14 protein-coding genes are annotated in these 13,025 nt (G+C 62.6%); 6 read left to right on the top strand and 8 right to left on the bottom strand.

The features are described 5' to 3' along the window. Positions 1–92: 92 nt before the first annotated feature. From HDC29_RS10920 to HDC29_RS10910, 3 genes are all read right to left on the bottom strand, one after another. Positions 93–470: a DUF202 domain-containing protein gene (locus HDC29_RS10920; protein WP_179497059.1), complete on the bottom strand. Its 378-nt coding sequence runs from the start codon at positions 468–470 to the stop codon at positions 93–95. Further along, a complete protein-coding gene (locus HDC29_RS10915; RefSeq protein ID WP_179497057.1) occupies positions 467–982 on the bottom strand; it encodes a DUF421 domain-containing protein in 516 nt (171 codons plus the stop codon). The genes HDC29_RS10920 and HDC29_RS10915 overlap by 4 nt, the downstream gene beginning before the upstream one ends. 492 nt (positions 983–1,474) lie before the next feature. Next, complete coding sequence (locus HDC29_RS10910; RefSeq protein WP_179497054.1) at positions 1,475–1,654, bottom strand: hypothetical protein; 180 nt, start codon at positions 1,652–1,654, stop codon at positions 1,475–1,477. Between the two features lie 644 nt (positions 1,655–2,298). Here HDC29_RS10910 and HDC29_RS10905 point away from each other — a divergent pair. Together HDC29_RS10905 and HDC29_RS10900 are read left to right on the top strand one after the other, a co-directional pair. Continuing rightward, a complete protein-coding gene (locus HDC29_RS10905) occupies positions 2,299–3,813 on the top strand; it encodes an ATPase domain-containing protein (RefSeq protein WP_179497053.1) in 1,515 nt (504 codons plus the stop codon). Continuing rightward, positions 3,810–5,816 (top strand): PAS domain-containing sensor histidine kinase, encoded by a 2,007-nt coding sequence (locus tag HDC29_RS10900; RefSeq protein ID WP_179497051.1) that lies wholly within the window; start codon positions 3,810–3,812, stop codon positions 5,814–5,816. Before HDC29_RS10905 ends, HDC29_RS10900 begins: the two co-directional genes overlap by 4 nt. 502 nt (positions 5,817–6,318) lie before the next feature. On the opposite strand, the gene groL is transcribed toward HDC29_RS10900, so the two are convergent. Continuing rightward, positions 6,319–7,938 (bottom strand): chaperonin GroEL, encoded by a 1,620-nt coding sequence (gene groL, locus HDC29_RS10895; RefSeq protein ID WP_179497049.1) that lies wholly within the window; start codon positions 7,936–7,938, stop codon positions 6,319–6,321. A gap of 47 nt (positions 7,939–7,985) precedes the next feature. Continuing rightward, positions 7,986–8,300, bottom strand: a complete 315-nt coding sequence (gene groES / locus HDC29_RS10890) for a co-chaperone GroES (RefSeq protein ID WP_179497047.1) — start codon at positions 8,298–8,300, stop codon at positions 7,986–7,988. 261 nt (positions 8,301–8,561) lie between these two features. Here groES and HDC29_RS10885 point away from each other — a divergent pair, with 261 nt between their 5' ends. Together HDC29_RS10885 and HDC29_RS10880 are read left to right on the top strand one after the other, a co-directional pair. After that, complete coding sequence (locus HDC29_RS10885; RefSeq protein ID WP_179497045.1) at positions 8,562–8,789, top strand: hypothetical protein; 228 nt, start codon at positions 8,562–8,564, stop codon at positions 8,787–8,789. Beyond that, complete coding sequence (locus HDC29_RS10880) at positions 8,786–9,055, top strand: usg protein (protein WP_179497042.1); 270 nt, start codon at positions 8,786–8,788, stop codon at positions 9,053–9,055. The genes HDC29_RS10885 and HDC29_RS10880 overlap by 4 nt, the downstream gene beginning before the upstream one ends. A gap of 94 nt (positions 9,056–9,149) precedes the next feature. Here HDC29_RS10880 and HDC29_RS10875 read toward each other — a convergent pair whose 3' ends face one another. After that, positions 9,150–9,626, bottom strand: coding sequence for an Hsp20 family protein (locus tag HDC29_RS10875; RefSeq protein WP_179497040.1), 477 nt, complete (start codon positions 9,624–9,626; stop codon positions 9,150–9,152). Positions 9,627–9,853: 227 nt separating this feature from the next. Continuing rightward, positions 9,854–10,039, bottom strand: coding sequence for a YdcH family protein (locus HDC29_RS10870; protein ID WP_179497039.1), 186 nt, complete (start codon positions 10,037–10,039; stop codon positions 9,854–9,856). A 501-nt stretch (positions 10,040–10,540) separates the two neighbouring features. Here HDC29_RS10870 and HDC29_RS10865 point away from each other — a divergent pair. Together HDC29_RS10865 and HDC29_RS10860 are read left to right on the top strand one after the other, a co-directional pair. Further along, positions 10,541–11,353 carry a class I mannose-6-phosphate isomerase gene (locus HDC29_RS10865; protein ID WP_179497038.1) on the top strand — a complete coding sequence of 271 codons (813 nt, stop codon included), beginning with the start codon at positions 10,541–10,543 and terminating at the stop codon, positions 11,351–11,353. Positions 11,354–11,549: 196 nt separating this feature from the next. Continuing rightward, positions 11,550–12,038: a GFA family protein gene (locus HDC29_RS10860; protein WP_179497037.1), complete on the top strand. Its 489-nt coding sequence runs from the start codon at positions 11,550–11,552 to the stop codon at positions 12,036–12,038. Between the two features lie 228 nt (positions 12,039–12,266). Here the strand turns inward: HDC29_RS10860 and HDC29_RS10855 are convergent, their stop codons facing one another. After that, a complete protein-coding gene (locus HDC29_RS10855; RefSeq protein ID WP_179497036.1) occupies positions 12,267–12,878 on the bottom strand; it encodes a flavodoxin family protein in 612 nt (203 codons plus the stop codon). Positions 12,879–13,025 lie beyond the last annotated feature (147 nt).

Here is a 13,025-nt window from a genome sequence, read left to right as displayed (position 1 = left end):
GAGCGTAGTTGCGACAGTTGGCCAATCCGCGGGCCGAATAGATTTGGCCAGACTAGTGGGCATTTCGAGCATCCGCTAAGGAATGCCGAGCTTCATTCCGGAGCGGCAAGCCAGAGCGCAGCGACGAGAGAGGTGGTGGCTGCTGCCAAGGCCCAGGCGAGCAGCCGGATGCGCATTGGCCTCAAGACAGTCACATTATGCGGCTCCAGGCTGGCGATGATCGTGCGCGCACGCTGCTCGGCCGAGACGAAGATATAAATAGCTATCAGCAGAAAGCTCGTGGCGATCGCCTTCGGCATCCAGCTGGGCTCCATCGTCCTGAACAGGGCATTGAAGCCGAGACCAAGTCCAACCGCGGCCATCCCGGTGCGTACCCATCCCGCGAAGCTGCGCTCATGCGCCAACACCGTGCGGTCTTCTGCCAGCTCGGTGCGATTCTGGGCAAGGTCGGTCCGCTCCTCCGCGCTCATGCCGAACGGCTTACGGCTGTCGGCAGCGCGGATCGCGTGCCCGCACGATCGCGAGGCACCACGCTGAAGCTGCCATCCGTCTCGAGCACTACGGCCGCAATGTCCGCGATGTCGCCAAAGCCCTGGCTTCGAATAGCGCAAAGAACTTCATCCCGGGTGACCCGTTCGCGCTTCAAGGCTTCGGTGTCGATCATGCCGTCCGTCAGCAGGGGCCGAGGATCCGACTTTGCCAATCGCTCGGCAGACCGCCAGCGGACCGCAAGCGCCGCTATCGCATATTGCAGCGCGACCAGCGTCATCAAGGCAGTTACGCCTTCCACAAGTGCCACGTCGCGGCTTAGCAATATGGTAGCAAGCGTCGAGCCGAGCGCAATGGTCACCACCAGGTCGAAGGCGCTCATCTTCGCCAAGGTGCGCTTGCCGCTGAACCGCAATATTACGATCAGAGCGATATATGCCGAACCGCCCAGGAGTAAGACGCGCAACACCTCGTCCCAAGTATCGAAAATCATGATAGACCTTTCAGACCCCCCTCTGTCCCAATGCACCGAGGGGGGCAGAGTTTCGCATCGGCCGCAAGACTATGATGCGCCCCGTAGTTTTAGCGGTCGCTTGACGTAGCGGTCGCTTTACGCGCTTTTTTGCATGCCGAGGCCTTGGGCATTTTACCGTGGGCCACGGGCGCGATCAGACCAGCGGTACCCGACGGCATCGCACGCCTAACTCGGGACACGACGAAAGAGCGAGCGGCTGATTTGACCGGACCGATTACACCGGATCGCAGGTTACCAGCGCGACCCCTTACCCTCGGATAGGGCCCGAAATTTGGTGGGATGACCGGCGCAGGGTCGTGGCTGCTGGCCGCTCGTCCGGATCGCTGCGGCAAGGACGCAATTTGGCAGGATAGCCTCGGCGACCGGCCCCACGAGCGCATTGAGCTGCTAATCCGGCTGCGAAGCGATGCTGCCCATAGCGCCCTCAGGCCAAGATGGCGCCGGCGAAAGCTAGTCTTTATCGTCGGGGTCGCGCGCCTGCTCGGCAGCCTCCTCCTCGGCCCGCCGTATCCGCGTCCCTTCCTCCGTGCGGCGCTTTTCCTCCTCCGAGCGCCGGTTGCTGATCATGGCCCATGCCAGAACCAGAAGCAGCAGGATCGGACCCACAATCGTCATGATTCCCCATTCCACCCTTATTTCCTTTCTGTTGAGTCAGTCTGCATTGATAGAACCTGTGAACGCGCGCTTGGCTCCATCGGCACGCGCCGCAGCGATGTCGGTGACCGCCGAGCGCACGCGGCGACATCGGTCGATGAGGCCGGCGACATGCCGCCGGCAAGCCCAGGGACGGGAAAAGATGCCTCGGCTAACCTGGATTGCATCGTCGCGCGGCAACGGACGTCCCAACGGGCTGTTTCTCAAATTGAAGCGACCGCGTCAGCAGGGCGGCATCTACGGGCACGGACCGCGAGCAGTGCGATTTATTGGTACGCAATTCTTCAAGAAAACGGGGGCGACAGATGATGCTCATTAACGACACCAAGTAGAGACAGCGGTCCTGGAAGCCTGCACGCGCGCGAGGCGGAAGGTGAGCGGCATCCGCAGGGGCGGGCTGACGCTGCGGACGGCGCATTTCTCGTGGCAACGGGCGGCTTTGCGAAGGTGCTGGGGCTGGCGTGGAAGAACCGTCCCGTTCTGGCGAAACCCCTTGCGATGGCGAGCCTGCACGATGTCCTCGCGTCGCTGGAAGGATGACCTTGGCATTAGCCAACTTTGGAACCGCATTCGGGTGTCGATCATTTTCAACGGATGATGTGATGATGGAGCGGAATGGAATGACGGAGACGAGCGGTTGGGATCGGCAGAGCAAGGCCGAAACGGGGGTTTCCGGCCTTGACGACATCACCGCCGGTGGCCTCGCGCGCGGACGGATATTCCTCATGGAAGGCGATCCGGGGACGGGCAAGACAACGATTGCCAACCAGTTTCTACTCGCGGGGACGGCGAAGGGCGAGCGCTGCCTCTACATCACGCTTTCGGAGACCGACGAAGAGCTGCGCGAGACGGCCAAATCGCATGGCTGGGATCTTCCCGACAATTTTCACATCTTCGAACTCGTTCCGCCCGAGGCACTGCTCAACGACGAGCAGCAACAGAGCCTCCTCTATTCGTCAGACCTCGAGCTTGGCGAAACGACCAAGCGCATCCTCGAAAAATATGAAGAAGTGAAGCCCGATCGTGTCGTGCTCGACAGCCTTTCGGAAATCCGCCTGCTGGCGCAAAGCTCGCTCCGCTATCGCCGCCAGATCCTGTCGCTCAAACATTATTTCGCGCGCCATGACGCGACGGTGTTGCTCCTCGACGACCTGACTTCGGAAAGCGCCGACAAGACCGTGCACAGCGTCGCACACGGCGTCATCCGGCTTGAGGAGAAGTCGCCGGAATATGGGGCAGAGCGCCGCCGCCTGCGCGTGCTCAAATATCGCGGTCAACGTTTCCGGGGCGGCTATCATGATTTCATCATCGAAAAAGGCGGGGTACGCGCCTTTCCGCGCCTCGTCTCGCTTGAGCATAAGACCGAATTCGAGCGGAAGGTGGTGGCCACCGAGAATGCCGAGCTTAACGCGCTTCTCGGCGGCGGGTTCGACACAGGATCGAGCGCGCTGATTCTCGGGCCGTCGGGAACGGGCAAGTCGCTCTTCGCGCTCACCTTTGTAGCGAGCGCGATCCGGCGCGGCGACAACGCCGCGATGTTTGTCTTCGACGAGGAACTCGGCCTTCTCTTCGCCCGGGCGAAAGGCATGGGGATAGATATTCAGGAGATGGTCGACAGCGGCAATCTGATCATCGAACAAGTCGATGCGGCGGAGCTGTCTCCAGGCGAGTTCTCGCAGCGCGTTCGCAACTGTGTCGAGCAATATGACGCAAAGACGGTAGTAATTGACAGTCTCAACGGCTTTCAGGCTTCGATGCCCGAAGAAACCGCCCTCATTCTCCACATGCACGAGTTGCTCCAATATCTGAACAGGCAGGGCGTGATGACCTTCCTCACCGTCGCGCAGCATGGCCTGGTGGGAGACATGAAGGCGCCCGTCGATGTGACCTATCTCGCCGATACCATCGTGCTGCTGCGCTATTTCGAAGCGGCCGGGCGCGTGCGCCGGGCCATATCGATCATGAAAAAGCGCACGGGCGCGCATGAATATACGATCCGCGAGTATCGGATCGGGTCGGAGGGGATTTCGCTCGGCGCGCCTTTGACGGGTTTCCAGGGGGTCCTTCGCGGCGTTCCCGAGATCATCGGTTCTGCCGAGCTTATGGAAACACCGCAGGCACTCCCCGCCGGATGAACCGGACCTTTTCAGAGCGGGCGATCATTCTCGCGCCGCGCGGAAGGGATGCCGATATTGCCGCCTCGATGCTTCGCGAGGCGGGCATCGAAAGCGGGATCGCCAAAAGCCTGCAAGAATTCGTCGAAATTCTGGAGCATGGTGCGGGTTTCGGGCTTATCACCGACGAGGCCCTTCGCGGCGCTGACTTGCGCGGCATCGACGGGTTCATCCGGGCACAGGAGGATTGGTCCGACTTCCCCTTCATTCTACTCACCGAGCGCGGCGGTAGCATCGAGCAAAATCCTGCGGCGGGCCGCTATCTCGATCTGCTGGGTAATGTGACCTTTATCGAGCGACCCTTTCATCCTACCACTCTCATCAGCATCGTGAAGGCGGCGCTTCGCGGGCGACGCCGCCAATATGAGGCGCGGGCACGCCTACAGGCGATCCGGGAAGGCGAACAGCAGCTCCGCATTGCCCTGTCTGCCGGGCGGCTGGGCGAATGGACTTTCGACGTCGCTACAATGCGGCTCGACGCATCGCCCGATTGCAAAAGCCACTATGGCAGGTCCGCCGACGATCCGTTTTCGTATGACGAGCTCGTCGCAAGCGTCCACCACGACGACCGCGCGACCATGCAGGCCGAAGTGCGGCGATCGCTTGAAACGGGCGACGACTATGACATCGAATATCGCTGTGTTTGGCCAGATGGATCGGTGCATTGGGTGCAGGTCCGTGGCAAGCCCGAGCTCGACGCGAGTGGCCGTGCGCTGGGAATGATCGGCGTGAGTCAGGAAATCACCGAGCGCAAAGCAGCCGAAGAAACACTCCGCAGCTTTGCGTTCGAACTGGAGCAACGCGTTGAAGAACGCACACGCGAGCATGCCGAGGTGATGGCGCAACTCCACGAAGCCCAGAAGCTCGAGACGCTCGGCCAGCTCACCGGGGGTGTCGCGCATGATTTCAACAACCTGCTGACGCCCATCGTGGGCAGCCTCGACATATTGCGGACGAAGATTTCCGAGCCGCGGCTCCAGAAGCTTCTCGATGGCGCACTCCAGTCGTCCGAGCGCGCACGGACCCTCGTCGCCCGCCTGCTTGCCTTTGCGCGCCGCCAGAACCTAGAGACCCTTCCCGTCGATGTGAAAGAACTGATCGCCGGGATGGAGGAACTGATCCGGCGATCGATCGGGCCGACGATCGAGCTGTCGGTCGATCTCGCGCTCGATGTTCCGGCAGCGATGGTCGATCCTCACCAGCTCGAGCTCGCCATTCTAAACCTGGCCGTCAATGCCCGCGATGCCATGCCGGATGGCGGGCGCCTCGCTATTTCGGTCGATCGCTGGGAGCAAGCTGGTGAGGGCGGGAGCCTTGCCGACGGCATCTACGTCCGCATCGCGGTAGCGGATAGTGGGGCGGGCATGGATGCCGAGACGCTCGCACGGGCCATCGAGCCCTTCTACTCGACCAAAGGAGTGGGCAAGGGCACGGGGCTCGGCCTGTCGATGGTACACGGCCTCGCCGCGCAGTCGGGCGGGCGACTGTCGCTACATAGCAAGCCCGGCAGCGGCACAGTCGCCGAAATTATGCTGCCCGCCGCCTCGTCGGAAGCCCTGTCGCATGTCTCGGCTGCCGCGGCCCCGCTTTTGGAAACGGCGCCGCTACGGATATTGCTCGTCGATGACGAAGAAATCGTCCGGGAGGCAACCGCTGCGATGCTGGAAGATATGGGACATCTTGTGACGCAGGCCGCCTCGGGCGTGCAAGCTCTTGGCCAGATCAGGTCGCAGCCCTTCGACATCGTTGTAACCGACTATCTGATGCCATCCATGAGCGGCCTGGAACTGGCGCGCGAGGCCCGCAAGGTTAGGGTCGATCTGCCGGTCCTGATGATCACGGGTTTTGCCGATCTTGCCGAGGATACGGCGAGCGATGTTCTTCGCTTGCCGAAGCCCTTTCGCGCGGCGGAGATGGCGCACGCTATCCATAATGCCATGGCCGAGGTGGAGTACGCCAGCTGACGGACGATTCTGGTTTAGGCTCCATTTGCGTGGCTAGACGCCAGCTGTCTGCGGATCGCTGGCAGCGTCGATTCAGCAGCGAAGGCTGCGCGTGAACGAAGCGATAACGGGCCGCATCTTGAAGACCCTATAATCCGGAAGCTTCTGCAGCCTACATCGAGCGCCTGGTGTCTGAGGCGAGACGGCGTCATTAGTCTGTTACCGATCTCGCCGTGCGCGCCCGGAATTCGCATTGCATGGACTCCCCCTCAGTGGCGTGAGATCTTTCGATTGAGGTCGTCTCGGACAGCGTCCCAGAAGGCGATTTCCTCCCCATTGCCGCGCTCGCGCGCCCACCGAGCCTGACGGGCGACAAGGAAGGCGGCTTGCTCGCCGTGCTGAAGTTTGATTTGCGCTGCGCAGCTTCGAACGCTTTGTCCGCCAAATGGCATAACGTATCTCCCGTCATTCGCCTTCTTGCTTACAAATGAGAGGGCGGCGGTGGCCCACCGCCCTCCACATGTCAGAAGTCCATCGCCGGCATCGGCGCGGCCTTCTCTTCCTTCGGCAGCTCGGCGATGAGCGCCTCGGTGGTGATCAGCAGCGATGCGACCGAAGCGGCATCCTGCAGCGCGGTGCGAACGACCTTGGCGGGATCGATCACGCCGGCCTTGACGAGGTCCTGATACTCGCCGGTGGCGGCGTTGAAGCCCCAGCTATACTCCTCGCTTTCGAGGAGCTTACCGACGATCCAGGCGCCGTCCTCGCCGGCATTGTCGGCGATCTGGCGCGCCGGGGCGCGGAGCGCGCGGCGAACGATGTCGATACCCGACTGCTGGTCGTCGTTCGTGGCCTTCAGACCCTCGAGCGCCTTCAGCGAGCGGAGCAGCGCGATGCCGCCGCCGGGAAGAATACCTTCCTCGACCGCCGCGCGCGTCGCGTGGAGCGCGTCGTCGACACGGTCCTTCTTCTCCTTGACCTCGACCTCTGTGGCGCCGCCGACGCGGATCACCGCGACGCCGCCCGCGAGCTTGGCGAGCCGCTCCTGCAGCTTCTCGCGGTCATAGTCGCTGGTCGTGGTCTCGATTTGCTGGCGGATCTGCGCGACGCGGCCGTCGATGTCGGAGCGGGTGCCGACTCCGTCGACGATCGTCGTATTATCCTTGTCGATGACGACCTTCTTCGCGCGCCCGAGCATGTTGATCGTGACGCTCTCGAGCTTGATGCCGAGTTCCTCGCTGACGACATTGCCGCCTGTGAGCACCGCAATATCCTCGAGCATCGCTTTGCGCCGGTCGCCGAAGCCGGGTGCCTTGACTGCCGCGACCTTGAGCCCGCCGCGCAGACGGTTGACGACCAGCGTCGCGAGCGCGTCGCCCTCGACATCCTCGGCGATGATCAGCAGCGGCCGGCCCGACTGGACGACGCTCTCGAGGAGCGGCAGCATCGCCTGCAGGTTCGAGAGCTTCTTCTCGTGGATGAGGATGTACGGATCGTCGAGTTCGACCTTGAGCTTCTCGGCATTGGTGATGAAATAAGGGCTCAAGTAGCCGCGGTCGAACTGCATGCCCTCGACCGTTTCGAGTTCGGTCGCGAGGCTCTTCGCTTCCTCGACCGTGATCACGCCCTCGTTGCCGACCTTTTCCATCGCTTCGGCGAGGATCTTGCCGACCTCTTCGTCGCCATTCGCCGAGATCGTCGCGACCTGTGCGATCTCGCTGTTCGCCTCGACCGTTTTGGCATGCGCCTTGAGATCCTCGACGACGGTGGTGACGGCGAGATCGATGCCGCGCTTGACGTCCATCGGGTTCATGCCCGCGGCGACCGCCTTCGAGCCTTCGCGAACGATCGCCTGCGCGAGCACGGTCGCGGTCGTGGTGCCGTCGCCGGCCTTGTCGTTCTGCTTCGATGCGACTTCGCGCAGCATCTGCGCGCCCATATTCTCGAACTTGTCGGCAAGCTCGATTTCCTTAGCAACGGTCACGCCGTCCTTGGTGATGCGCGGCGCGCCGAAGCTTTTGTCGATCACGACGTTGCGGCCCTTGGGACCCAGCGTGACCTTCACTGCATTCGCAAGCGTATCCACGCCGCGCAGCATGCGATCACGCGCGTCCGACGCAAATTTCACTTCCTTGGCAGCCATTTTTACCTCCTTCTTGCTGTCCTTTCAGTGGTTGGATGGATGCGGTGTCAGGCCGCCTGTTTGAGCGCCTCTGCCTGCTCGATGACGCCGAGGATGTCGCTCTCCTTCATGATGAGCAGCTCCTCGCCGTCGATCCGCACCTCGGTGCCCGACCATTTGCCGAACAGGATCCGGTCGCCGGCCTGAACGTCGAGCGCCGTGACCGTGCCGTCCTCGGCGCGGAGGCCCGGGCCGACGGCGACGACTTCGCCTTCCTGCGGCTTTTCCTTGGCGGTGTCGGGGATGATGATGCCGCCCGAGGTCTTCTCCTCGGCTTCGATGCGGCGGACGACCACACGGTCGTGCAAGGGACGGAAATGCATGCATAACCTCCATGTTGCATAACGATATGATAAGCCAGCGCGCCTGTGCGGGACGCGCGGCGACGATGAGCTAGGAAGCGGATTTTTTCGCTTCAAGAGGGTGGATAAAAATTTTTTGGCACTCGTTGTCGTAGAGTGACAAAATGCCCCTTATCAACGGCCTGCAACCTCTTGACTCGACTCGCTTCGCTCCCAAAATCCGTCTCGCGGCGCCTTGCCGCATGATGAGAGAGGAATGGCGACAAGGAAGGAGGCACGATCATGTCCGAGCCATTTTCCCGTTTTCTTCACCCCTTCGAGGTGGCGCGTCACCCGAGCCTCGAGCCCGAGGTCAAGCGCGCCCTCCTCGCATCCTGGGCATCGGACCGTTCGGCGGTTCGCGACAAGCCCGCGCTCCGCAAGCCGCCCGGCGCGCGCCGCGCGGTCCCGGTCGACGACGTGCTCGCGGCGCTGCGGTCGCTCGATAGCGGCGAGGCGCGCGCGCCATGACCGACCGCGCCCTGATCGCGCAGCTGGACGGTTACGGGCTGACGACCGCCGAAATCCATTATTACCGGCCCGATCATCCCTCGCTGCTCCAGCTCTACGTCTGGCAGGATTACGATCTTCCGCCGGACTTTCCGGTGCTGTTCGATTTTCTGGCGATGTGGCGGCGCCAGATCGAAGCCGCGCTCCATTCGGTGAGGATCGCGCATGATGCGCTGATCGGACCCGCCGAGTGGAGCGCGGCGGATATTATCCGCGCGATAGACTGACCGGCGCAGGGGCGCTGGCTGCCCGGCGCTTTGCAGCTTCTTCTCACCTTTCATGGAAGCGGGGCCGCCGCTGAACGAGCGGCCCCGCAGGAAGTCAGGCGTTTTCGAGCGCCTTTTCTTTCGACGATCCAATCCGGCGCGGCTCGGCGTTGCTGCCGATCTCGACCTTGCGCGGCTTCATCGCTTCGGGAATGACACGGTTGAGCTCGATCGCGAGCAGGCCATCCGCGAAGCTCGCCGCGCCGACCTCGATATAGTCGGCGAGCTGAAAGCGCCGTTCGAAGGCGCGGCGCGCGATGCCGCGATGGAGATAGGTGCTCTTCGCATCTTCTTCCGCGGGTTTGCCCGTGACGGTGAGCTGGTTCTGCTGCGCGACGATCTCGATCTCGTCGGGCTTGAACCCGGGAACCGCGAGCGTGATGCGGAAGCGATCGTCGGCCTCGCGCACGATGTCGAAGGCCGGATAGCCGTCGGACGTCTCGTTGCGCTGGCTTTTCTCGAGCAGGTCGAAGAGATGATCGAAGCCCACCGTCGAGCGGCGGTAGGGAGTGAAGTCAAAGTCGGTTCTCATTTCCAAATCCTCCTGATTGAAGCAATTCGGGCATGAGATGCGCCGGTACACAGAGCCGGCGCTCTCCATGTCCTGCAGACCCGGAAAATCCGGCATCCGGAAAAAAATTAGGAAGGCATTTTCGGGTTTCAAGACCCGCAATCTATCCCGGACGGGGGTTCGTCGGAGAGCGCGGAAGGTCGTCCGCGACCGAGGGGCGGAGCCGCGCTGAGCGGCTCCGCGATGGGTCAGGCAACGCGGCTTCCGCCGGTGTCGTTGCTCCACGCGGCGATCTGGTCCTTGACCGCCAGCTTCAGCTTCTTGAGCCGCGCGATCAGGACCTCGTCGGGCAGACGGCGCCGCGATTCCCGATCGATTTCGGCGTCGAGGCGGGCATGCTCGCGCCGGAGATAGTGGATATGTTTGCTGGACATCTTCTTCTCCATGCCAAGTTGAGGATGTTACAGCCGCGTTGGCTGCGGCAGGAATATAGTTAGGACCAGACCCGGTTTTCAATGGGTTGGGATACGTCGGAACTTCATATCCACGCATATGAGGCCTGCGATCAGAACCTCATGGGTACGTGCGGATATATGGCGTTCGAGCCGCCGCCAGAGGCGGACTGTTTCCGGTCAGCGACTAGGAGGGTGGTGTGCGCGTTCCGCAATCTGGTCATCGATCCACTGAAACTCGAGGCGCTCCAGATGGGCCGTAGGGGCACGAGTTTAAGAATCCGCAGCGCCGTTTCGCCATAGGGGCTGTCATATTTGCCCGTCCCGGGCAGCGAAGATTCCGTCCGGCTAGGCCTTGCCGAAATCGCCGCTGCCGATGAGGCCGCCGGGAACCCGACGTTAGCCAGTCAATGCTGCATCGAAACAGCATTGCGTATCGTTCCGGAGCTTGACGCCTGACGGGCGGACCCGCATCCTGTCTCGATGCTCGTCCGCCTCGAAACCATCGTCGTCGAGAAGCCCTGGGGCCGCACCGACATTCCGCGCGCGTTCGGCGACTTCGGCGGACGCCGGATCGGCGAAATCTGGTTCGCGAATCCCGCCGGCGACGAGGCGCCGCTCATGGTCAAATTCCTGTTCACGTCGGAGAGGCTGTCGATCCAGGTTCATCCGGACGATGACGCAGCGCATGCCACGGGTTATCCGCGCGGCAAGGAAGAATGCTGGCTGATACTTGCGGCGGATCCGGGCGCGGAGCTGGGGGTCGGCCTGAACGTCGAAACGACGCGTGAGGCCCTCCGCGACGCCGCACTCGACGGGTCGATCGTCGACTTGATCGACTGGCGGCCTTCCAAGGTCGGCGATTTCGTCTATAATCCGGCGGGTACGATCCACGCGATCGGGCCCGGCTTGACCGTGGTCGAAGTGCAGCAGAATGTCGACTGCACCTATCGTCTCTACGATTATGGCCGTCCGCGCGAACTGCATCTCGACGCGGGGCTCAAGGTTGCGCATCCGGGTCCGGTTCACGATCCACGCGACACCGTCGTCGGCCCTCACGCCAACCGCATGCTGGTGAGCGGCCCGCATTTTTTTCTTGCGCACCTCGCGGCACCAATCGATCGGGCCTTGCTGCAGCAGGCGGCCGGCGAGTTGACGTTCGTTCCGCTTTCGGCAGGCTGCCGCGCCGCCGGCGAAGGTGTCGAGCTTGGCGAAGCGGTCCTGCTCAGTGATCCCGCGACCATCGAAATCGACGAGGGAGCCCGCGCGCTGATTGCATGGTCGGCCTCAGGATAGGCTGCGGAGCCGCGACCGCCGGCCTGGCGGGGGACGTCACGGCGATAATACTCGAGGATTGCGGTCTTGCGAGGTTCGTTAACCTCTGACTGACCGCCGAAAGTCGATCCGAGGTCGATGACAGTATGCGGGATTGGCAGGGCGAGGAAGCAACCGGCACTTGCTTTTGAGGGTTTCGGACCGAAAGGATCTGGATATGCCTCTGAAGCTTGAAGGCTCGTGCCGCTGCGGAGCGGTCCGCTTTTCCGCAGACAGCCACGCACCGGTACCGTTTATGCGCTGCTATTGCTCGATTTGCAGAAAGACCGCCGGGGGCGGCGGATATGTAATCAATCTCCACGCCGACAAGAATACGCTGATCGTGGATGGCAGAACGGCAGTTTTTCATGCGGCTCTTGACGATGGCCGGGAGGGCTGCGAGCTGAGTTCCGCCGAACGCCATTTCTGTGCCCTGTGCGCCAGCGCGCTGTGGGTATTCAGCCCCGATTATCCGGATCTTTTCCATCCCTTCGCCTCTGCGATCGACAGTGACCTGCCCAAGGCTCCGTCGCACGTACACATGATGCTGGGGTCGAAGGCGTCGTGGGTGGAGCCCCTGATCGGCCCTGATGATCTGTGCTTCGAGGGCTATCCTGACGACGCACTGGAGGCGTGGCACCGGGCGCGAGGCCTCTGGATCGACTAGGCTTTGATTGCAGGGGGGCGAGGCACTCCTCGGCCCGCGCGGGGCGATCGCTCAAGCGCACCTCTGGGTGCGAATAAGCACGAAGGCGGCGACGGCGCCGTTCGGGTGCCGTGCGATTAAGGCCCTTCTGCTCTCGATCATGTCGCCGGTCGCATCCGCCTGCAGCGTTTGCGCGATGCGATTTTGGCGCAGCGGAACCAGCGACCGATACGCAGCGGTCTCGATCGTTCAGCCGGGGTAGGGGGATCGCTTCAGCAGCCGTGCGAGATGGGCGGCGTTGCTCGCAACCATGCTAGCGGTCTTGGTGATCATTCGCGGGCGGTGTTCGAGATCCTTGAAGTCGACCGAACCCATCGCTTCGCCGACCCAGTAGCAGCCCGCGACCGCGGGGATGGTCCAGCCGGTGTCGTTGAGCGACTGGAAAAGCTCCGCGCATACATGGTGCGCGCCATCTTCGTTGCCGACGACGGCGGCAACCGCCACCTTCGAATAGCTCGGCATGCGACCTGCCTCGTCGGTTTCGTCGAGAAAGGCGTCCATCCGCTCGAGGACCAGCTTCGCAACGCTCGAGGGTTGCCCCATCCAGATAGGCGTGCCGAAAATGAGAATATCCGAGGCGAGTATCTGCTCGCGGATCTGCGGCCACGCATCGCCCTCGCCCTCATCGGAAGAAACGCCCCATTTGACGTCATGCGCCGCGATGCGGATCGGCTTTCCGACGACGACGTCGTGCTTGGCGAAATGCTCGGCGAGCACCGCGATCATGGCGTCGGTCGAGCTTTTGCGGCCCTTCGCCGACAAGGAGCAATTGATGGCGGTGGCAGTAAGGGGTTCGGGCATGACGTCTCCTTGGGCCCCCCGAGACGAAATGTTCGGGACGGTCGCGCGGTTCCCGCGGTTGTGTCCGGGGGGCTTCTGGAGTTCGCCACCAGGAACAGAAGGTCCGCTAACGGCGGATCACAATCAGCACAGCGGATGCTCGCGGCC

The organism is Sphingopyxis sp. JAI108 (assembly GCF_013410105.1).
Taxonomy (GTDB): Bacteria; Pseudomonadota; Alphaproteobacteria; order Sphingomonadales; family Sphingomonadaceae; genus Sphingopyxis; species Sphingopyxis chilensis.
This window is presented reverse-complemented; position numbering and strand designations above follow the sequence as displayed.

Bases quoted from the DNA above. Each gene is read 5' to 3' on its own strand.
- HDC29_RS10920 (WP_179497059.1), bottom strand. From the start codon at position 470: ATGAGCGCGGAGGAGCGGACCGACCTTGCCCAGAATCGCACCGAGCTG.
- HDC29_RS10915 (WP_179497057.1), bottom strand. From the start codon at position 982: ATGATTTTCGATACTTGGGACGAGGTGTTGCGCGTCTTACTCCTGGGC.
- HDC29_RS10905 (WP_179497053.1), top strand. From the start codon at position 2,299: ATGACGGAGACGAGCGGTTGGGATCGGCAGAGCAAGGCCGAAACGGGG.
- HDC29_RS10900 (WP_179497051.1), top strand. From the start codon at position 3,810: ATGAACCGGACCTTTTCAGAGCGGGCGATCATTCTCGCGCCGCGCGGA.
- groL (WP_179497049.1), bottom strand. From the start codon at position 7,938: ATGGCTGCCAAGGAAGTGAAATTTGCGTCGGACGCGCGTGATCGCATG.
- groES (WP_179497047.1), bottom strand. From the start codon at position 8,300: ATGCATTTCCGTCCCTTGCACGACCGTGTGGTCGTCCGCCGCATCGAA.
- HDC29_RS10885 (WP_179497045.1), top strand. From the start codon at position 8,562: ATGTCCGAGCCATTTTCCCGTTTTCTTCACCCCTTCGAGGTGGCGCGT.
- HDC29_RS10880 (WP_179497042.1), top strand. From the start codon at position 8,786: ATGACCGACCGCGCCCTGATCGCGCAGCTGGACGGTTACGGGCTGACG.
- HDC29_RS10875 (WP_179497040.1), bottom strand. From the start codon at position 9,626: ATGAGAACCGACTTTGACTTCACTCCCTACCGCCGCTCGACGGTGGGC.
- HDC29_RS10870 (WP_179497039.1), bottom strand. From the start codon at position 10,039: ATGTCCAGCAAACATATCCACTATCTCCGGCGCGAGCATGCCCGCCTC.
- HDC29_RS10865 (WP_179497038.1), top strand. From the start codon at position 10,541: ATGCTCGTCCGCCTCGAAACCATCGTCGTCGAGAAGCCCTGGGGCCGC.
- HDC29_RS10860 (WP_179497037.1), top strand. From the start codon at position 11,550: ATGCCTCTGAAGCTTGAAGGCTCGTGCCGCTGCGGAGCGGTCCGCTTT.
- HDC29_RS10855 (WP_179497036.1), bottom strand. From the start codon at position 12,878: ATGCCCGAACCCCTTACTGCCACCGCCATCAATTGCTCCTTGTCGGCG.